The organism is Marinicrinis lubricantis (genome assembly GCF_042658665.1).
Taxonomy (GTDB): Bacteria; Bacillota; Bacilli; order Paenibacillales; family KCTC-33676; genus Marinicrinis; species Marinicrinis lubricantis.
The window spans coordinates 1-21222 of the sequence record NZ_JBHSQV010000013.1 but is presented as its reverse complement, the minus strand read 5'-3'; the positions used below and the strand labels follow the sequence as shown (position 1 = coordinate 21222).

At 48.7% G+C, this 21222-nt stretch carries 16 protein-coding genes, 1 pseudogene and 1 riboswitch; of the genes and pseudogenes, 11 read left to right on the top strand and 6 right to left on the bottom strand.

Features of this window, described 5'->3' with window-relative positions; translation table 11 throughout:
* The first annotated feature begins 3 nt into the window (after nucleotides 1-3).
* The 3 genes from ACFPXP_RS02475 to ACFPXP_RS02465 are packed head-to-tail and all read left to right on the top strand — an operon-like array spanning nucleotide 4 to nucleotide 1965.
* The gene (locus ACFPXP_RS02475) at nucleotides 4-309 is read left to right on the top strand and encodes a lasso peptide biosynthesis PqqD family chaperone (protein WP_379892057.1); all 306 of its coding nucleotides are present in this window, start codon (nucleotides 4-6) and stop codon (nucleotides 307-309) included.
* 41 nt (nucleotides 310-350) lie between these two features.
* Nucleotides 351-815, top strand: a complete 465-nt coding sequence (locus tag ACFPXP_RS02470) for a lasso peptide biosynthesis B2 protein (protein ID WP_379892055.1) — start codon at nucleotides 351-353, stop codon at nucleotides 813-815.
* A complete protein-coding gene (locus ACFPXP_RS02465; RefSeq protein WP_379892053.1) occupies nucleotides 799-1965 on the top strand; it encodes a nucleotidyltransferase domain-containing protein in 1167 nt (388 codons plus the stop codon). The genes ACFPXP_RS02470 and ACFPXP_RS02465 overlap by 17 nt, the downstream gene beginning before the upstream one ends.
* Before the next feature lie 60 nt (nucleotides 1966-2025).
* Here the strand turns inward: ACFPXP_RS02465 and ACFPXP_RS02460 are convergent, their stop codons facing one another.
* The 3 genes from ACFPXP_RS02460 to ACFPXP_RS02450 form a co-directional block, all read right to left on the bottom strand.
* A complete protein-coding gene (locus ACFPXP_RS02460; RefSeq protein WP_379892051.1) occupies nucleotides 2026-2592 on the bottom strand; it encodes an acyltransferase in 567 nt (188 codons plus the stop codon).
* 60 nt (nucleotides 2593-2652) lie between these two features.
* On the bottom strand, nucleotides 2653-3258 hold the full coding sequence (gene cysC, locus ACFPXP_RS02455; RefSeq protein ID WP_379892049.1) for an adenylyl-sulfate kinase: 606 nt from the start codon (nucleotides 3256-3258) through the stop codon (nucleotides 2653-2655).
* Nucleotides 3259-3514: 256 nt separating this feature from the next.
* Nucleotides 3515-4246 (bottom strand): 3D domain-containing protein, encoded by a 732-nt coding sequence (locus ACFPXP_RS02450; RefSeq protein ID WP_379892047.1) that lies wholly within the window; start codon nucleotides 4244-4246, stop codon nucleotides 3515-3517.
* Between the two features lie 226 nt (nucleotides 4247-4472).
* Here ACFPXP_RS02450 and ACFPXP_RS02445 point away from each other — a divergent pair, with 226 nt between their 5' ends.
* Nucleotides 4473-6089 (top strand): SWIM zinc finger family protein, encoded by a 1617-nt coding sequence (locus ACFPXP_RS02445; protein WP_379892045.1) that lies wholly within the window; start codon nucleotides 4473-4475, stop codon nucleotides 6087-6089.
* The gene (locus tag ACFPXP_RS02440) at nucleotides 6089-8977 is read left to right on the top strand and encodes a DEAD/DEAH box helicase (protein ID WP_379892043.1); all 2889 of its coding nucleotides are present in this window, start codon (nucleotides 6089-6091) and stop codon (nucleotides 8975-8977) included. Before ACFPXP_RS02445 ends, ACFPXP_RS02440 begins: the two co-directional genes overlap by 1 nt.
* 219 nt (nucleotides 8978-9196) lie before the next feature.
* Here the strand turns inward: ACFPXP_RS02440 and ACFPXP_RS02435 are convergent, their stop codons facing one another.
* The 3 genes from ACFPXP_RS02435 to ACFPXP_RS02425 form a co-directional block, all read right to left on the bottom strand.
* Nucleotides 9197-9397, bottom strand: a complete 201-nt coding sequence (locus ACFPXP_RS02435; RefSeq protein WP_379892041.1) for a cold-shock protein — start codon at nucleotides 9395-9397, stop codon at nucleotides 9197-9199.
* A 286-nt stretch (nucleotides 9398-9683) separates the two neighbouring features.
* A complete protein-coding gene (locus ACFPXP_RS02430; RefSeq protein ID WP_379892039.1) occupies nucleotides 9684-12527 on the bottom strand; it encodes a glycoside hydrolase family 3 C-terminal domain-containing protein in 2844 nt (947 codons plus the stop codon).
* Between the two features lie 107 nt (nucleotides 12528-12634).
* The gene (locus ACFPXP_RS02425) at nucleotides 12635-13216 is read right to left on the bottom strand and encodes an LOG family protein (RefSeq protein WP_379892037.1); all 582 of its coding nucleotides are present in this window, start codon (nucleotides 13214-13216) and stop codon (nucleotides 12635-12637) included.
* A gap of 178 nt (nucleotides 13217-13394) precedes the next feature.
* Here ACFPXP_RS02425 and ACFPXP_RS02420 point away from each other — a divergent pair, with 178 nt between their 5' ends.
* The 6 genes and pseudogenes from ACFPXP_RS02420 to ACFPXP_RS02395 form a co-directional block, all read left to right on the top strand.
* On the top strand, nucleotides 13395-13565 hold the full coding sequence (locus ACFPXP_RS02420; RefSeq protein WP_379892035.1) for a hypothetical protein: 171 nt from the start codon (nucleotides 13395-13397) through the stop codon (nucleotides 13563-13565).
* A 119-nt stretch (nucleotides 13566-13684) separates the two neighbouring features.
* Nucleotides 13685-14236, top strand: coding sequence for a peptide-methionine (S)-S-oxide reductase MsrA (gene msrA, locus ACFPXP_RS02415; protein ID WP_379892141.1), 552 nt, complete (start codon nucleotides 13685-13687; stop codon nucleotides 14234-14236).
* Nucleotides 14237-14262: 26 nt separating this feature from the next.
* Complete coding sequence (locus tag ACFPXP_RS02410) at nucleotides 14263-14742, top strand: glutathione peroxidase (RefSeq protein WP_379892033.1); 480 nt, start codon at nucleotides 14263-14265, stop codon at nucleotides 14740-14742.
* Between the two features lie 226 nt (nucleotides 14743-14968).
* Nucleotides 14969-15062, top strand: a riboswitch (cyclic di-GMP riboswitch).
* 45 nt (nucleotides 15063-15107) lie between these two features.
* Nucleotides 15108-17138 (top strand): S-layer homology domain-containing protein, encoded by a 2031-nt coding sequence (locus ACFPXP_RS02405; RefSeq protein WP_379892031.1) that lies wholly within the window; start codon nucleotides 15108-15110, stop codon nucleotides 17136-17138.
* On the top strand, nucleotides 17131-20949 hold the full coding sequence (locus ACFPXP_RS02400) for a DUF6531 domain-containing protein (protein ID WP_379892029.1): 3819 nt from the start codon (nucleotides 17131-17133) through the stop codon (nucleotides 20947-20949). Before ACFPXP_RS02405 ends, ACFPXP_RS02400 begins: the two co-directional genes overlap by 8 nt.
* Nucleotides 20924-21222: pseudogene (locus ACFPXP_RS02395) on the top strand (hypothetical protein); the annotation flags it as partial. The gene ACFPXP_RS02400 and the pseudogene ACFPXP_RS02395, both read left to right, overlap by 26 nt.

Sequence of the window (21222 nt, the reverse complement as noted above, 5' to 3'; positions counted from 1 at the left end):
TGTATGACGCACAAAACGATCGGGTTGGAGGCTATCGTTGTCCAAGCAGAAGGACAGCTCGTCAGCGATATGGATGGGGACAAGGTGATGATGAGCATTCGTTCCGGGAAATATTATAATTTAGGGCCAGTTGGCGGCCGAATCTGGGAATTGATTGCTTCGCCGACGCCTGTGACGAGACTGGTTGAGTCTCTTTTGGCAGAATATGATATTGAGCAGTCCGTTTGTGAAGCAGAGGTTTTGTCATTCCTGCAGCTTCTGGCGAACGAACAGTTAATTGAAATGGAAAGTCAGCTCAATTCGGTATAAGAAAGGGTTAATGCGCATTGTGGTCAAATATGAAGAAGTGGATGGCTAAAGATCGGGGCACGAGACGCCTGCTGCTGGAGGCATGGTGGTACTTAGCATGGGCACGAATACTGAAAATGCTGCCGTTCTCTAAAGTGGCTCCTTCCTTGGGTACACCGATGGTTGAAACGACACACGTGCTTGAACCTAGTCATGCATCGGAGATGAGACGAATTGCGCGAGCGGTGTATACGATGAGCCGTCATACGTTCTGGGAAAGCAAATGCCTCGTACGGGCCATTGCAGCGATGAAGATGCTGGAAAGACGCAAAATCGGCAGTACGTTATATCTGGGCACAGCGCGGGACGATAATGGCAAAATGATTGCTCATGCATGGCTGCGAAGCGGTCCTTTCTATATTACAGGGGCTGAGGAAATGAATAAATTCAAAGTGGTCGGGATATTTGGGAAAACAATCCGTACACCACAGCACAGGGGGGAAGCGATGCATGGCCATGAGGGATGAAGCCCGAATAGATGGATTTTCGAAAGAACTAAAAATGCTGCTCATTCTCTTGGAGACAAGGCCTGAAGCACAAACCCGCGAGCGAATGGAACAATGGCGAGATCAGATTGATTGGGATGAGTGGCTGCAGCTGGTATGGTATCATCGTGTGTATCCCTTGGTTTATAAGAGGTTAAGAGAGCTGAATATTGAATGGGTTCCGGAAGAAGTCATGAAGCAGCTTTATATGAAATACAGTCAAAATACGTTTCAAATGCTGCGCCTTACAAGGGAGATGGAAAAATTATGCCTTGCCCTGCGAGAGCAAAACATTCCTTCTTTAATGTTGAAGGGGCCTGTTCTAGCTCATTTACTTTATGGTGATGTATCTCTCCGCACGTCAAAGGATATGGATATTTTAGTTCCCATAGAAGATGTGGAGAAAGCGGAGAAGGTGCTTGTTGAACTTGGATATATTCTGACAGAAGATGTTAAACGAATATTGAAGGATTGGAAATGGAGATCACACCATCTTCTATATGTGCATCCTCAAACCAAAGTTCAAATTGAACTTCATTGGAGGTTAAATCCTGATACATTAAAGGAACCCTTATTTTCCGAACTTTGGGAACGCAGGCAGAGCAGTTTATTGACATCGTCAAAGGTATATTGTTTAGGTAGGGATGATCTGTTTTTATATTTAATGTCTCATGGTGCCAGGCATGGTTGGTTTCGTATTCGATGGCTTGTTGATATGGATCGTTTTCTTCGAATAGATCATGATCGTGGATATTTGATAGAGATGATTAAGGAGTATCAGTATGCTCAAATCGCCGGACAAATGTTGAATCTTACTTCTCTGCTCCTCGGGACTCTTGTGCCCAGAGATATGAGGTGCTGGCGTGAAGGGAGATATGTTCAGAAGCTGACTCAAAAATCGTTACAATACATTCAACATCAATTGATGCCCAAAAGAGATCTTAAATCCCGTCTTTATTTATTCTCATTATTATCCACGAAACAAAAGTGGATCTATCTTTTTAGCAGGCTTATGCCGAATTCATACGATGCAGAGGTTCTACCTCTACCTAAGTCGTTGCACTTTCTATACTTCCCTCTGAGACCCTTCCTATGGTTTTGGAGAAGAATGAAAAATCAAGCCTCTTCATAAGAAAGAGGTGTACCAATGCACACCTCTTTTCTTCTTACGGAGCTTTGTTCATCACTGAAGTTAATTTCGAATCCAATCTTCGGGGACATTAAATTTTTTAATCACTTTAGCAGGTACCCCGGCAACGACGACATTAGGGGGAACATCCTTATTCACCACGCTGCCAGCGGCAACCACAGAGTTTTTTCCAATGGTGACTCCGGGAAGAATGGTACATCGGGTTCCAATCCAAACGTTGTCTTCAATAATGACTGGTCTCTTAAGTTGTTCCGAGGAAACATCTGCATCCAATAAATGGTAGTCATTATCTAATATACTCGTCCGAGGGCCAATCCGAACATGATTGCCAATTCGAATTTCTTTAGATGCTGCGATTCCACAGCCTGCATTAATGAAAACATTGCTGCCAATGTACATTTGTGCACCGGCGTCTACTGTTAACTGTGTCGGCCATGGACGACCAATCACTTTAATGCTTTTCCCAATGGTCATGGAGCCAAATTTATTGAGATATACTTTGCCTCTCACGCTTGGTAATTCCTGAAGAGAATAACCAAGACTGCCGAACGTCATGAAACCTCGCATTTTTTGATTCACTGCAGCAAACTTTTTCTTTAATGAAGCCACGTCTCTACTCCCACCTTTTATATATATTTCTCTATGATGAAACATGCAAGTCGAAGCCTGCTAAAGCGAAAACAGCTGTCGGCTCTCCATAAAATCGATTAATAGCTGTACAGACTCCTCCACGGTCAACTTCTCTGTATTGATGACAAGGCTCGGCTGAGAAGGAACGTCGTACTGTGCCGATACGCCGGTGAAATGGGCGATTTCCCCATTCCTTGCTTTTTGGTAAAGGCCTTTCGGATCCCTCCTTTCGCATTCTTCCAGTGAGCATTTTACATAGATTTCAAAAAAATCGTCTGGATCGAACATACGCTTCACCATGGCTCGATCTTGTTCATACGGCGAGATAAAGGCGCAGAGCACGATCATGCCGGCATCGACGAACAGCTTCGAGACTTCGCCGATTCTCCGAATGTTTTCCTTGCGGTCCTCCGGACTGAAGCCTAAATCGTTATTGAGGCCGTGGCGAATATTGTCACCGTCCAGCACGTAGGAATGGATGCTTTGAGTGTGAAGTGCTTTATCCAAGGCAAAAGCGAGAGTAGACTTGCCCGAACCGGATAACCCGGTGAACCACAGGGCACAGCTGCGATGCTGATAGAGTTCGGCTCGCTCGTTTCTCGTAATGGCGGAAGGATGCCAGACAATAGATGGGGTATGGGGCATAGATTTCGTCTCCTTTGAAAGGGGAATCATCATTTTATTGAAAACAAGTTATTCGTTTTGAATAAATTTTAACCTAATATTAGTTAAAAAGTCTACAATATTATTCGAAATGTCAACGAAATCAAGATTGCTCACAGGATAATCAACAAACAGGAAGCGTGCTCCGTGCTTGATGATTGAACGTATGGCTTTCATCAAGTTTAACTTTCCAATGCATTGGAAAAGACACCCTCAAGGGGTGTCCGTCTCCAGCGATCTATGAAGTCATATTGCGATTCTTCTTATGGTCATCCGGTGTATACAGCACATACACCTTTTTATTTTTCTGCACTCCAAATTGCAATGCCTCGTCCAAATCCTCCATGTACACATCTACTCTAGCACCTTGAATGGCTGATCCCGTATCCTCCGCTGTTCTCACGCCAATATCTTCGATATATACGAGTGATCCGATCGGAATGACGTCAGGATCTACCGCAATCGTACGGCCTTCTTCGACCCTTGTACCGCTGGAAGTAATTCCGTATGCAGGGTGAGACGGGGATTTGCCAGTCGATTCGACCCCAGCCGTATATGCCGTCAGTGTCGCATTCAATACCTTCTCAATTCCGCCCTTTTTTCCGGTTAACAGCGTCTCCACACTGTGGGTTCCACTCGAAATCTTCAATTTCTGTCCGACCTGCAGCAGCGATGGATCGCTGATCTTATTTTCCAGCATTAGTACATCGACGGACGTGTTATAACGTTTGGAAATGCGATAAAGGGTGTCTCCCGCCTTCACCGTATACGAGATTGCGGCTTCCGTATCCGCTTTAGGACTTGCTAGTGTTGAGACGATAGATTTACCGCCGATAAATTGACTTTGAAGCAGCCCACCGTAATAGCAGAAGGATCCATTTTCCAAGGTACATGCGTACGCGCCCGTCGTGGGGATGGCGAAGCCGATTAAACATCCGATAAGCCAAATTCCTATTCTTTTAAAGTTCATCCTACTTTCCTCCCAATCTGGTCTGAAGTGGTTTGATAGAATTAGATTTGACCAATTAGAGGAAAAATATACTAGTTTCATATACAACGAAAAGAATCAATATGCTGCGGGGAAGGATCAATTTTTCGGATTTTCATGTACTTCTTTGCCGGAGTGAATTATCATTAAAAGAATAGGGAAAACTGATTACTTAGAATTAAGCATGTTTATGTAGGAGTGTCTTACAATGCCGCAGCCATCCATTTCCAAAGAAAATATGGATTATTTGATTCAGGGCATGAATCACTATGTGGATTCCGTCATTCTGCAAAGGGGATGGATGTATTACCGAAATCGTCAGGTCACACAAGTGACGTGTGAGGATGAGACGATTCGTGCGGTCGTTAAAGGAAATACAGGATATGAAGTGAAGATCGATCTGCTTCATTTTGAACGTAGCGGATGCTCATGTCCGTATGATGGCTACTGCAAGCACATCGCTGCCGTATTTTTCACCTTATATGATCAGTATCAGCCAAGGCCGGAGCTGTTTCTGCAGGAGCATCTGCAATACCGGATGAAGCTGAAGCGGGCCCAGAAGATGAAGAAGGCCAAGGCCAAAAGCAAAGCGATTCAGAAGGTGTATGAGCAGCAGTATACGCTGCAGGAGCACGGTACGACGGAGGAATGGCATAAATACTTTGAAAGTAAATTCAAAAATTATTTCGCGGTATCGCGATTTTACTATGACGCTTTTTATCATTCGGTGACCGAGCATCTGCTGCCTCCGCCCATACAATGGGATAAGGTCCGTCGTCATGGTTACGAGATTCATGTTTATTTGTTTATTCTGCATCAAACGGAGCGTCAGCACAGTCAGCACAGCGGGGGATACGTTTCAAATTATGAGCAGCAGGGTCTGAGTTATTTGCTGGATCAATGTTTGGAAAGAATCAAGCAAGTAACGGCGAATATGAAAGCCGATGTAGTTAAGCAATCGCTGGATCTTGCCGATTACGAAGTGTTGATGAAGCAGACGATGGAGTACGTTTCTGAACGGCTCTTTGCATCAAAAGGCACACCGGTGAATTGGTATATGATCTATCAAATGCTGTGGCTCGAGATGTGGAATGTGCCGGAATGGAGAAGAGCGGAGCAAGAGGCGCTGGAGGAGCGCCTAACTAAGCTGACGGATCAGAATATGCGTGAGCGCGTCATTCGGGCGTTGGTTCACTTTGATTTGATGACAGGACATGATGATCAGGCTATGCACCGTTTGGAATCGCTAGACCGTGCGGATTTGGCCAGCATGCGAATGTATTTGGAACGATTCGAGGAACAGCAGGAATGGGATCGCTTGAGAAGATGGCTGCAGTGGTATGAACCGAAGCTGAACAGGCAAAATCATGAGCAGCTGCAGGCCTACTGCCGGTTCTGGGATCGTCTTCTTAAACAGGGCAATAATGATCAAGAATGGCTGCGGGTGATGAAAAACTTGCTTCCCTACAGCTTTCCGTATTATACGCCTTTTTTGCTCAAGCACGGCAGATATGAAGAACTTGTCGATATTCATCTCTGGCTTGGCAACGATCCGCTTGAGATTGATTCCTATCATCTGAAAATGATGGAGAAGGAGTCGCCGCAGTCTCTTCTTCCTCTATATCATCAGGGAATTGAGCGGAATATTCATCATAAGAAGAGAGAGTCGTATCAGAACGCCGTGCGAATGCTGAAGACGCTGAAGCACTGTTATGCTGTGCTCCATCAGACGCCGAGGTGGGAATTTTATTTTGATCATATCCGCCATAAATATGCGCGGTTGCGCGCTTTTCAAGAAGAATTGAAGAGAGGAAAGCTAATCTGATGATCGCTGCAAAATCGCTTCACATTCAGTGTGACTGGCTGCCTTCACGGCAATTTCTGCTGAGCTCGGATCTGGCAGCTGATATCTACAAGTTAAAAAATTATTTGTTTGCTTGGCACACCCCGTCCTTTTACGGATCGATTCTGGACGTAACCGAGTACGGACGCAAGGAAGGCATTGTGCTGCCTCCGGAAATGGCCGTTGATTATTTTGCGGAGCTGCCGGCGCTTAAACATGGTTCTTTCCATTGGTCGGAAGAGATTGAGGTACTATCTTGTGCGGCTAGGTATTTTCAAGAGTTCATGGAAAAGGGCTGGTATTTGCCTGACTTCCACCGCTGGAGCCAAGGCTCATTCGGCTGGCGCTGGAATGTGCCGCTGGAGCGGGCGGAGTCGTTCGAAGCCATCGTTAAACAAGCAAGGAAAATCGAATTGGACTGCTTGGAGGAATGGTTTCATCTTGTAGTCGTGGATCGCAGCGAACAGGATGCCGCGCTCCAGCGTATTCAGGCAGAAGCTGCAAGTATGGCCGCACGTTACCGGAGAAATACGAAGCCGCTCTGGCTTGACGAGGAAGAATGGCTGGTGCGTATCGGCTGGAATACGAGCAAGGTGCCGTTTAGAGTCGCCCTGCAGCTGACAGAGCCCATGGAGGAATCCGCGGTGTGGCAGTTGGAGATGGTGCTGCAGGATAAGCAGAATCCGTCACAGGTGTATACAGCTTCGGTTCAAGAGGAGTTCGCGGCGGAGGAGCTTCCTCAGGACTGGCTTCCAGAAGCTGAGCAAAAAGTGATCAGCGAGCGACAGAAGTGGCTTCAGATAATCCCAGAGCTTCAGCATCCGGAGCGAGCTTCCAGGATGATTGATCGATTGAATGAAGAGCAGGCCTGGCTGTTTTTAACGGAATGGAGTATTCGTCTGGCGGAGTACGGATGCACGGTTTATTTGCCGAAGTGGTGGGAGCAGGTAAGGAGGACAAAGCCGCGAATCAAGACGAAGGTTCAGTCTGCAGTTCCCGTTGAATCGAACTCATTATTCGGTCTCGAACAGGTGATGCAGTATGACTGGAAAATTGCGATCGGCGATGTCGATCTGACAGAGGAAGAGTTCCGTGCCTTGCTAGACAGAGAAGCCCGCTTAATTCAAATTCGGGGACAGTGGGTTGTGCTAAGCCCGGCGATGCTGCAGAGCATTCAGCACAAGCTGAAATCGATCAGCAAGAAGAACGGCCTGACCTTTCAGGATATACTTCGCCTGGAGCTTCTAGGAGGCGAACTGCCAGAAGAAGATGATGATGAAGGAGTCGAAGTGCCGCTTGAGATTGACCTGTCGCCGGGACTTCAGGCGATGATCGGCAGATTGCAGGATTTAGAGCACATTCCGCTCCTTCCTGCGCCGGAATCGTTCCGCGGCAAGCTGCGACCTTACCAGCAGGAAGGGATGGCTTGGCTGCTGTTCTTAAGGCAATTCGGATTCGGAGGCTGCCTGGCTGACGATATGGGGCTGGGAAAGACAATTCAGTGGATCTCTTACCTGCTGCATATTCAAGAACAGAAGGAGGATGCCTCCCCTTCGCTGCTGATCGCGCCAACCTCTGTACTGGGCAACTGGCAGAAGGAGCTTGAGAGATTCGCTCCAGGTTTGAAGGTACATCTGCATTACGGTACCCATCGACATCGAGGAGAAGCCTTCGAAATGGAAGCTCAGCAGGCAGACGTGGTGCTCACCTCATACAATCTTGCACATCTGGACCAACCTGAGTTGAGTTCTGTTGAGTGGGACTGCATATGCCTCGATGAAGCGCAGAACATAAAAAATGTATATACGAAGCAGTCGGTAGCGATTCGTAAGCTGAAGGGACGGCACCGCATCGCACTAACGGGTACACCGATAGAGAACCGTCTGACCGAACTGTGGTCGATTTTCGACTTCATTAATCCGGGATATTTGGGTTCGCTTCGTGAATTCAGCCGAAAGTACGTGCAGCCGATCGAGAGAAAGCAGGATTCTCAGCGAATTCATCAGGTTCAGAAGCTGGTGCAGCCGTTCCTGCTGCGCAGGGAAAAGAAAAATCCAGCCATTCATCTGAACCTCCCGGAAAAGGAAGAACTGAAATGCTACGTTTCCTTAACCGCTCAGCAGGGTGCGCTGTATGAGCAAGCGCTGCAGAACGTATTCGAACGGATGGACGGCTTATCGACGATGGAACGTAAAGGAGCCGTGCTGGCACTATTGACCCGTCTGAAGCAAATCTGCAATCATCCGCTGCTGCTGACGAGAGAGATTTGGCCTGCGCCAGAGGAAATGATACAGGGTTCGCAAAAGCTGGTGCGCATGCTGGAGATGATCGAGGTGCTTCGCGCTGAAGGGGAGCGCTGCCTTATCTTTACGCAGTATATTGATATGGGCCGAATGATCCAAACGGCTTTGCAATTCAAGCTGGGCGAAACGGCTCGGTTCATGCACGGCGGGGTCCCGAAGCAGGAGCGAGATGAAATGGTGGCTGAATTTCAAGATCCGGAATCCAGCTTGGGTATTCTCATATTGTCTCTGCGGACGGGAGGGACCGGTCTGAATTTGACGGCAGCCAATCATGTCTTTCACTTTGACCGTTGGTGGAATCCGGCAGTGGAGAATCAGGCGACCGACCGGGTATACCGGATTGGACAGACGCGTGGCGTTCAGGTGCATAAGTTCATTACACTTGGAACACTGGAAGAGAAAATTGATGAAATGCTGGAGAGCAAGCAAGGGCTGAGTGATCAGATTATCGGTACCGGCGAGGGATGGATTACCGAGCTGTCGACCGATGAGCTGCGAGAGGTGCTTCAGATTCGCAAACAGTGGATGAATGAAGAAGACGATATAGCGGAAATGGAAAAGGACTGAACCGTCTAAGTAACGGATCAGTCCTTTTCTGCTTCACAAGAGGGTTCGGATATCCACAAAAAGTTCCTTTCAAGACAGATCGATGATTTTCTCATCCGAAAATACATAAATGGCTACCTAATGAATAGCTCTAATCTGTGCTGATAAGGCCTATAGAAGCGGCGAAAAGCACGCGCTCAATCGCTGCTGTTTTTAGGTGGGATGGTCTGCTTTTGGGATTTACAGCTTCACTACATTCTCAGCTTGAGGACCGCGGTTTCCTTCCACGATATCAAATTGTACCCGCTGACCTTCATCCAACGTCTTGAAGCCTTCGCCTTGGATTGCGCTGAAGTGCACGAATACGTCGCTTCCGCCTTCAACCTCGATAAATCCGTAGCCTTTTTCCGAGTTAAACCATTTTACTGTTCCTGTTTCCATGTTTCTTAACCTCCAATAAATATGCTTGCATCCAAGAAGTACATATCACACAAAGGCATTCGCACGATCATAGTGACAGCTCTGTGCAATATGTGAATTATTATTTTCAAAATCGGAGCAAAATAATCATATGGAGTGTAAAACTTTTTGTTATACGTGACAGGATTCTCCAATGCAGCAGGAAAAAACCGCTCTCCTCTGGCGAGGGAGCGGCCTAAATGATGAACGATAATAAGGCGATTTACCGACCGATATGGTCCGATATGGGTTTAAGCTTAAAATGAATTTAAGCTTTAATGCAGAACCAGCTGATTTGAACATCCCCATGGAATACGAGGCAAATATCGTGGAGACCTTCTTCCAGTCCTTTGATTTCACAGGACTCCGTCGTCCATGCTTGCCAGTCGCCGCTTGGAGAGACTTGGCATGTACCGATCACTTGTCCTTCCGTACTGCCTAGTCGGATTTCAATCGTCGCGGACAGAGCCGAACCATTGGACGCGCGTACCTCGAACCTGCGTACTTTACTGGTAAATTGCGCATCCTTATACAGCGTCCAGCCTGGTTCTTCTCCTTCATGGCGTACGGAAGTGCCGCCTTCCAAGCATTCGTCGATTCGAACGTGCGCATAGTCATCGTAATTCTCCGCACGTACCGGCTCAGAAAGTGTGCGCGGAGGGATTTGTTCGCCGTCGATGGCTACGTTGGCGTGCAGCTGAATATCGGCGGACGATTTGCCGACCATAATTTCATAGTCGCCGGCCTCCACGCAGTACTTGTCTCGGGTGACATCCCAGATAGCGAGATCTTCGGCCCGAAGCGTGAAAGTGACGGTATGGCTTTGTCCAGGCAGCAGATGAATGCGCCGGAATGCTTTTAGCTCCTTCAGCGGTCTGACGACTCGAGATTGGATGGAACGAGCATACAGCTGAACGACTTCATCACTGGCATATTCACCGTTGTTCGTAACGTTGAAGCTGACCTGCAAGCTTCCATCTGCTCCGATGCGGCTTGAGCTGAGCTGAAGATCACTGTAGTCGAATGAAGCGTAAGTTAGTCCATGGCCGAACGGATATAGCGGCTCTCCGTCAAAATACATGTAAGTTCTTTTGCCTTTGATGATGTCGTAATCCATAATATCTGGCAGTTGATCTACGGAGCGGTACCACGTCATATTTAGGCGTCCCGCCGGTGCGTAGTCTCCGTACAGCACATCGGCAATCGCGTGACCGATCTCTTGCCCTGAATGGGAGGTATACAGGATCGCTGGAATGTGCTCCTGCGCCCAGTTGACCGCGAACGGATAACTGCCCACGATGACGACGATCGTATTCGGATTCACCTTATATACTTCTTGGATGAGCTTCTCTTGCGCAGGCGGGAGGACGATATCCTCACGGTCGATTTCTTCTTTTCCGTTAATGACCGGATTGTTGCCGACGAAGACGACGGCGGCATCGGAGGATTTGGCCGCTGTAATGGCCTCCTCTAACCCGTCTACTACGGTTTCCTTCATGAAGCGGATTCCGTCTTCAGGCTTCTCTGATTCTCCAGCTTTCAGCACACCACTGTCGTCTGGTTCGGAGATCACAGCTTTGCCGTTCCAAGTCTGCATCGTACAAGTACCATCCGGTTGCTGGGTGAAATTGTACTGTTCCTTCACGAACCAACCAAACACTTCTTCTGCCGAAGCGGAGATAAAATCGTCCCCGGTCGTAACGAATTTGCCGCTGCGCAGGCTTTTCAGCGTATGGTTGCCCCAGCCCCAGTCGGTCAGCTCGAACGTATCCGCGCTGCTTGCATCGATGGCACGAGCAGACAACGCTTCGCCATTCGCAGGGTCAGCGCTTACATATTGGCCCGTTTTCGCGGATTTCAATCGAATGCGATCAAGGCTCGAAGCGAAGCTCACATTCTCTTGGCCCAGCTTTTTCCGCAGTCCTTGCAGCGGGGTGACCTGATAAGGCAGCGAACCGCTGTACCAATCCCGGTAGATCACATCGCCCAGCGGTCCGATGACGGCAAGCTTCTTCGTCTTCTCGCGCTTCAACGGAAGCGTCTGTTGATCGTTCTTAAGCAGCACGACAGATTCCTTCGCCGCTTTCAGCGATAAGGCCGCATGATCCGGATGCATTAGCTTCGAGTCTGGGATCTTCGAGTACGGATTGATCTCCGGTGGATCGAACAGGCCGAGTCGCATGCGAATGCGGAAGATGTTCGTGATCGCGCGATCAAGATCGGCTTCGCTCAGCATTCCGCGCTCGATCGCTTCCGTAACCGCCTGAATGACAAGGTCTTTATCGTCGGTTAAGCAGTCGACTCCGCGCTTCAACGCACCCGCGGCAGATTCTGCATGAGTCTCATGGTAATGGTGGTAGTCAACGGTCTGGGAAAGGTCTCCTCCGTCACAGACGATGAAGCCGCCTAAGCCCCACTCCCCTTTCACGTATTTGTTCACGTCGGGGCTTTCAATCGCTGGTGTGCCGTTGATCGAGTTATATGCAGTCATAATCGACTGGACTTGTCCATCGACAATGGCTGCTTCGAAAGGCTTTAAATAATATTCATGCTTATTACGCGGATCTATACTCGCAGAGTACGTTAGTCGGTCCTTTTCGTTATTGTTGGCGTAAAAATGCTTCAGCGTCGGCACCATCTTCAAATATTTCGGATGTTCGCCGTGCATGCCCTTCGCCAGTTGGACCGTCATCGTTCCGGTCAGATGCGGGTCTTCGCCGTAGGCTTCCTCGGTGCGTCCCCATCTTGGATCTCTCTCCATATCTACGGTCGGTGCCCATAATGTCAGGCCGTATTTATCCGGCTGCTGATTGTAGAAGACGCGGGCTTCATCACCGACGACCGAGCCAATTTCTTTCATAAGCTCTGGATTCCATGTACAGGCCAGACCGATGGGCTGCGGGAAGACGGTTGCCTCCCCTCTCCAAGCCACACCGTGAGCTGCTTCTCCGCCGACACTGTATGGACCGATGCCGAATCTTTCAATCGCTGCTTGACGGGTAGGGATTTGGGAGATTTTCTCCTCTAACGTGAGCCTGGATACGAGGTCTTTGACGCGCTCCTCTACTGGCAGGTTCGGATCTTGAAATGGATAGGTATGCTGTGCTGTCATCGTGTTCACCATCCTTAGGTTTAATGAGAAGATGGCTAGATTTTACCATAAATAGAGCGCTTTCAATACCTATAAGATTGGTTAAAAAACCACCTGAAGATTATAGATTAATCTTTGAGGTCAGACCACTTGTTTTCGGCTGGCGGCCTTTCGAAGTGCTGCAGCTTCTTCACCAGCTCATCCGCGTCGTCACTCATCACATACAGGGACTGATTGGACGGCCGCGCGAACCCGCTGTCGATAGCATGCTGGATCAGGTTAGATAATGGAGTGTAGAAACCTTCGATATTATACAAGCCGACGGGCTTCGTATGGATGCCAAGTTGGGACCAACTGAGTACCTCGAAGATTTCCTCGAAGGTCCCAAGCCCGCCGGGCAGCGCGATAAACGCATCGGCGAGTTCCATCATCTTCGCCTTGCGCTGATGCATATCATCCACTTCGATCAATATTGTCAATTCCGCATGCACCATTTCACCTCGAAATAGTCCTTTCGGCATTACACCGATCACGTTTCCTCCATGACGGAGCAGGGTGTCTGCGATCTTTCCCATTAATCCGATTTTGGAGCCTCCATATATCAGCTCTATACCGCTTTTGGCCATTACTTTGCCTAGATTTTCTGCGGCTTGCACATACGCAGGGGAAACGCCGGAATTGGAACCGGCAAATACACAGATTCGTTTCAAATGAATTCTCCTTTACGTGTGGGTTGTTCATGATGAGTATACAATATTTAGTGGCGGAAGTGAATTTTTTGCACCATATATAGTATTATTGGCATGTTTGTGTATAGATACTGAATTCCCAGCGCATTCTAAGGATGCCAATGATTTAGTGGATGATCATAATGTGGAGGGGATCTAGATGACACAGAATAGTCAGCACCAAGAGGCGCACGGCATCGGTCAGATTGAGGAGCAGCTGAAGCAGCAGGCAGAGGCGGCTGAGTCGATTCAAGGGATCAACGAGGCGGATCGCGATATTGCGGAGAAAGCACGCCAGCGTGAATCCGAACTGGATGAGTTGGAATTTTGACCAAAACGGTTGTACAATAAAAAGCATTATCCCGGCAATTCTTTCGTGCTGAGGATGGTGCTTTTTTTGTATACATAATAGAAACTTTACTCTATGTTTCGTATTGAGGTGCACATATGATGGACAACAAGGATCAGTCAGAAAACCATTCTTATGAATTAGCTACATTTGCCGGGGGATGTTTTTGGTGCATGGTTACGCCTTTTGAGGAGTTTCCAGGCATTCACGGGATCGTCTCCGGATATATGGGAGGCCTTACGGACAATCCCACGTACGAGCAGGTGAAGCAAGGGGATACGGGTCATGCCGAGGTGGTTCAGATCACCTTCGATCCGGACGTATTTCCGTATGAGAAGCTGTTGGAGCTGTATTGGGTCCAAATCGATCCAACCGATGCGGGAGGACAATTCCACGACCGGGGATCGTCGTACCGAACCGTGATTTTTTACCACCATGAGGAGCAGCGTATGTTAGCGGAACGCTCGAAGCAAGCGCTTGAAGCCGGCGGGCAGTTTAATAAGCCGATTGTCACGGAAATCGTGCCTGCAAGTACTTTTTATCCGGCAGAAGAATATCATCAGGATTATCATAGGAAGCATCCGAAGCATTACAAGGAAGACCGTGAACAGTCAGGAAGAGATGAATTTATTCGAAAGCATTGGGAAAAGTGAAATCAGGTGGAAGAGGTGCGGAATCCATGAGCGTTTATGAATTTGAAGTGACGACGATTAGCGGGGAGAATATATCACTGCGGGATTATGAAGGGAAGGTGCTCCTCATCGTCAATACCGCGACGAAGTGCGGATTTGCGCCGCAGCTGAAGGAGCTGCAGTCGCTGCATGAGGATTATCAAGAGCAGGGGTTTGCCGTGCTGGGGTTTCCGTGCAATCAATTCAAGGAGCAGGAGCCTGGATCTGATGCGGAAATCGAACAGACCTGTCAGCTGCAGTTCGGCACCCGTTTTCCGATGTTCAGCAAAATCGAAGTGAACGGCCCTGGCACGCATCCGTTATATCAGTATTTGAAGAAGGAAGAGTCGGGCTTGCTGGGCGAGAGTATTAAATGGAACTTCACGAAATTTCTCGTCGACCGCAGCGGCAAACCTGTGAAACGATACGCCCCAACCACGACTCCGAATAAGATTCGGAAGGATATTGAGGCGCTGCTGGGCAGGTAAATCACAAGCAAAATCTATGAATCTATGAAGATCAGCCTTGGTGAGGGCTGGTCTTTTTGTTTTAGTCCGAATGTCCCATGTTGGCATCTCCATAACCTGAAAATCTCGTGTATTCACCATAAAGTTACACAGGGTTGTCACAAATTAGGGGATAGTGTATCATTTTGGGAGATTTATTGGTAATATCATCCTAGTCCAATAGACATCACGAAAGAATACCAAGCGAAATGAACCACGGCAAATCCGTACGAAAGTCGGAGACGCAAAGCCACGGGTCTAAGCCTTAACCGATGTTAAGGGATGGCAGCCGGGCCGCTCAAACTTCGTCTTGGTCTTTTTTTGTCTAAAAATAAGGGGGAACAAGTATGAACATGAGATTTGGAAGAAGAAAGAATCATAGAAAGACAGGGATGCTGCTTAGTTTGATCATGACCATCATCATGGCTTGGAGCGTGATGCCGCCTATCCATATGGAAGGTGCGGTGAAGTATGTCTTCTCAAGAGATACGTCGAAGGTCGAGCTTGATGGTAAAAGCCTCTATACATATAAGCATCACGCCGTATGGCACGGGTTTGACCCGAGCTGGAATACACAAATCTTCTACCGGAACTTGCAGACGGGACAGGAACTGCAAATTACGGATCACGGACAGCCGGCCAAAATGCCGGTTATGACGGAATTGAGCAATGGCGACATAGTCATCATCTGGATGGACAAACGTGAATATGCGGGTCAAACGAACTTTAACTGGGATGTATACAGCTATAATTTGACCGCGGGTATCGAGAAGAAGCTGAGCAGCGGAGCAGCCGAGAATCGTGTCGTTACTGCAGACGGAAATTATGCCGTATGGTTCGATGCCAGATTGCAAATTACGCTATACAACCTGCAAACGAACGAAGCTAGTGTCATTGGTGAAGGCTACAGTCCGATCGTCAAAGATGGAAAAGTGATGTTCAACGCGCCTTCCAAGCAGGAGCTTAAAATCTATGATATCGCTTCGGGTCAAACCGAAACGGCGGTTCAAATCTCAGGAAGCGAATACATCCGCCTATTTCAATTTAATGGGGAAAGAGCCGTATGGAAACAAAGAGACAACGCGACGGATCTATACAAGTATGTGTCCATCGAATCGGACGACCCGAGTGCGGTTCCTATCGATTTGACTCAGCCAGTCAAGAAAGAGCGAGAATATTTGAATTTATATATCGGAGACAAGAACGCAGCCTGGCTTGAAGACGTAGGCGGTTCACCGCAGTTGTTCGGGGCGAATTTGGAAGAGCATGAGTCGTATCAGATGACTTTTGGTACAGAGCGCCCGGATGTGATTGGGTTTACAGGAGATCAACTGGTTACAAGAAGTGCCGCTAACCTATTGGTATATACCTCGATTCGCCGGATGGAAATTCCGGATGCGACCTTTACGCCATCTGAGGAGAGTTCTGGGTGGTTTGATGCACAGGGCGGAGTACTCGAATCCACGGACGGCACCGTGAAAGTGGTTGTTCCGGCACAGGCTTTTGCGGAGCGGACGAAAGTGACCTTGAAACCGAAATCTAATGCGGAAGCAGAAGATGCGATGACGCCGGTAACAAGTTTGTGGACGATGGAGATAGGCGGGGAGGCAAAGCTGCCGCTTCAGCTTCATATGTCATACGCCAATACGGACTTGACTGCTGCGTATGTGAACAAGCTGGGCATTTATCGCGCTGACGAGCAGCCCGATGCTTCATTGGAATATATCGGAGGTAGTGCAGATGAAGACAGCCGGACGGTGCAGGCAGATGTGATGCAATCCGGAACCTACGGTTTATTTATGTATGAACCTTCGTTTCAAGATGTGAAGGGGCACTGGGGACAGAGCTATATTGAAACACTGGCTGCCAGATGGAAAGTGAGCGGTGTGGGCGAAGACAAGTTCGGGCCGAATCAAACGCTGACAAGGGCTGAATTTACGAAAATGCTGGCGGATGCAACGGGGATGACGGTCAATATGGAAGCAAAGGCGAATGCACACTTTGCCGATATGAGCTCGCATTGGTCCAATCCATGGGTCGCCGCTGCGGTTGAAGCCGGATGGGTGAACGGAGTGGACGGTAAATTCCTGCCGAACCGGGCAATCACTCGTGAGGAAATGATGGTCATGCTCATTCAGGCGCTAGGTTATGAGAATGAAGCACAGATGACCGATCAGGAAATGAATCAGCTGCTCCAATTCAATGATGCAAAGCAAATCAGCGGATGGGCGAAGCAGGCTGCCGCACTGGCAGTGAAGCATCAATTGATTATGGGAAGCAACGGCCTTATCGCGCCAAAGGATATTTCCACACGCGCGGAAGCGGCGGTCGTGATGTATAAGGTATTGATGGAGAGAGGAGAACTTGTGAATGAGTAAGAAGCCGAGGCGAAGCTGGAAAAAACGAATACGCCGAGCATGGATACTAAGCCTTGCAGCGATCATATTCATTACTGGGCTGCCCATGATACCAGGGCTGGATATAGAGGAAGCCTATGCGGATACCGCCATCTCGATAGAACCGCATCGATTCAGTTCGATTTACGGCGGGCTTGCCGATGTAAGCTTTCAGTATCTGGACTACGGTGAATATGAAGCGCATGATACCGCCATTACATTGCACCAGAACGGTACAATGCTGGAAACGTTAGACAGCGCTCCTTATGCGACAGGCAGCGAACAGACGTACACATGGGATGGTACAATTCAAGGGCAGCCTGCGTTGGACGGGCAATACAACATTAAGGTAACCCCGGTTCAGTTCGCGGCCCATGGCGGCGATGTCGATGTGGAGGTATTTAATCCGAATCCGCCTGCTCCGGCGTATATCGAAATGCTCCCGAATCCGGAAAGCGATACCCATGTCATCCGAGGCATTGCGGAGAAGAATACGCAGGTGTTTTTGTATGTGAAATACACAAGAAGAGTGGGAGATGACCGGCAGGTTGTCGATCCTGGAGATCCAGTCGTCTGGCAGGAGGCTATTCCGGTCTCAGACACAAGGACATGGTCTCAGGATATCCCGGATACAGAGCTTCAAAATTATTTTGATGAGTTTCCTGCGTACGGCCGGTTCGAGCCGCAGGACTATATTGGGGAATGGGAGGTCGAAGTTGAACTTCCTCCTTATCTAATTGCAGATATTACAGCCGTCGCTTATCGTCCCTATGATCAGAAGTGGTCGGAGGATCCTTCGGAAATATTAAGAGTATTGCGCTATAAAGCCCAGACGGACGATACGAAATGGGCTTACTTAGCAAACTATTACTACAACAAAATCTACGAGCAAGAGATTGCTGATCAGTTGCATGATGTTGCTGAGGATAATGGACTGCCAGTAGAAACATGCTTCGAGGGTCAGACCTGTTACAATCAGATTCCGGAAGGTTACAGTCTCTTACTGTTCGATCCGATCAATGCAGGGAACATACTCGAGGCAGATCGGGAGAAGATTGAAGAAGAATTTGCGAATAAAAACGGGCATCCTTTAGCTAAGCATTTTGACCCGATCAATATGGCTACTGGTGATTTCAGCTTTTACCACACGAATATGACCGTACAGGCCGTCATGCCGCTGGAGTTTGCGATCTCTTACCATAGCAGAGAGTCGTACAACGGGGACTTGGGCTATGGATGGCACCATACGTTCGAGAGAAGGCTTGAATTCAGAGACGGTGATGTCGTGTACGTCGTTACGCCGGAAGGAGCAAGCCTGAAATATACGCCGACGGGGAACGGTCAGTACGAAACACCGGCAGGGGTTTACGACACATTAGTGAAAAACTCGGACGGAAGCTATACCCTTACGGCACCACAACAATGGGAGTATGTATTCCGTCAGGATGGAATGCTTTACGGCATTACTGACAATAACGGTCATCAAACGAAGCTGACTTATTATGGCACCGTTCTGAAGGAAGTGAGCACGGAAGGCGCGAAGCTGCTATTTACATACGGGAATGGCGGCAAGATTATGGAGGTCACCGACCATACGGGACGCAAAGTGCAGTACCGCTATGATGAAGTCAATCATCACCTGGAAGAAGTGGTGCTTCCAGACGGCGCAGTCATCGGCTTCGACTATGATGAACGTCACCGGATGACCGCAATTCATAATCCGAATCAGACCGCATCGCTTATTAATGAATACGATGATCAGGATCGAGTCGTGGCACAGCGCGCATTCAGCGGGGAATGGGGCTACATGGAGTACTTCCCTGACCAGATGCAGACGAGGATTACGAACGAGCGCGGCTACGTCCAAGTGTACGAATACGATGAGCGCCAGCGCAAAACAGCCGTTCATTATCCGGATGGCAGCTCGGAGCATTTCGAATATGACGGCAATGATAATCTGACGCGGTATATTGACCCGAAAGGGAACGAGAATCGGTTTATTTACGACGGCAAAGGCAATATGCTCCAAGCGATTGACGCATTAGGGAATATGACGACCTACACGTACAATGGCTGGAATATGCCGGAGACCATTACAGATGCGCTTGGAAACGTCACAAGAATGGCTTACGACAGCAAGGGCAATCTGACCTCGATAACGGACGCACTTGGTCGTACTACGACGATTGTCCGCAATGAGGAAGGAATCCCTGTTCGTATGGTGAGTCCGTCCGGTGCCGAGGTAGCCATGGATTTGGATGCTTACGGATTTGTAGAGAATATGACGAATCCGAAAGGTGATCAGCAGCAGCTATTGAGAGATGATCTTCACCGAGTCACCCAAATCACCGATGCGCTCGGACAGACCAGCAAGGTCGAATACGACCCGCGCGGCAGGGTGACGGCACAAATCGATGCGCTCCTGCATCGGGAATCGTTCCAATACGACGATAACAGCAACATGACAGCTTATACCGACAAATCTGGGGCAACAACAACCTACGGTTACGATGCGTTTGACCGTCTCACATCAGTGACCGATGCGCTGGGCAGGACGACGAGATTCACATACGATGAAATTGGCAATATCTCGAAACAGGAGGATCCGAACGGCGCAGTCACCCTATACGAATATGACGAAGTCGATCGTCTCGTGAAAGTTATAGATCCGCAAGGGTATATCACCGAATATGATTATGACCTGAACGGCAATTTGGTGCAGCAGAAGGATCCGAACGGAGGCATCACCACCGTAACTTACGATGCGCGCAATTTGCCAATCACCATCAGCGACCCGGAAGGCGGTACGACGACTTATCAGTATGATGCATTGGGCCGTTTAACGCAGGAGACGAACGCGCTCGGCCATTCCATCACTTATGCGTATGACGCAGCCGGACAGGTAACTTCGGTAACGGACGCGCTTGGGTATACGACGCAATATAAATATGATCTAGACGGCCAGCTCATTGAAACGATCGATCCGAACGGCGCTGTCTGGAAAATGGAATATGATGCGAACGGCCAGCTGGAAAGAACGATCGATCCTTACGGCCATGAGACGAAGCTGGTGCGGGACGCATTAGGACGAGTCACTCAGGCCGTGGATGAAGCGGGCAACAGAACGACCTATACGTATGATGCGCTGGGACAAGTGATCGCTATTACCGATGCGCTCGGTCAGCGAACCGAATATACCTACGATGAACGCGGGCTGCTCACGGCAATCAAGGATGCCAAACAGCAGACAACCTCGTATGCGTATGATGCAGTAGGTCAGCTGTTGTCGGTAACGAACGCATTGAACGAGATGACATCGTATCGTTACGATGCGATGGGGAATATCGTGAGCAAGACGGATGCGCTGCAGCGGATGACCCGCTATGAATACGATGTGAAATCGCAGCTCGTGAAGGAGATTAATCCGCTTCAGGAGATGACGCAGTTGTTCTATGACGGCAATGGCAATGTGACTCGCATCGTGTATCCGGGGAACCATCAGGGCCAGCAGGACAGTGTGAGCTACACCTATGACTTGAACAGCCGCTTGACGGGAATTCAATACAGCGACGGTCAGCAGGTGCAGTATGCGTATGATTTATTGGGACGCCGGACGCGCATGGTAGATGAGGTGGGCGTTACCCAGTATCAATATGACGCTTTGAACCGAGTAACTTCGGTTACCGATGCGTTCAATCAGACGATTCAGTACGAATGGACGCCGACCGGNGCTGGAGCTGAAGCATATCGACCAATACGGCAAAACATTGGAGCATCTGACGTATACGTATGATCCGGTTGGAAACCGAACGAAGATGATCCGCTACGAGGATGCGGATGATGAAGACGCAGACGGCGAAGAACGCATCATTACAGATTATGCTTACGATGCCATCAATCAGTTAGTGCAAGTTCAGACACAGAACGGAAGCGATCCGTCCTCACTTGTCAGCAGCCTGTACAGCTATGACGCGGTAGGAAATCGTCTCTCAAAAACAAGCATTTGGGGCGACGTGATTGAAACGGAAACTTACGTGTACGATGCAGCGGATAAACTGCTGGAGAT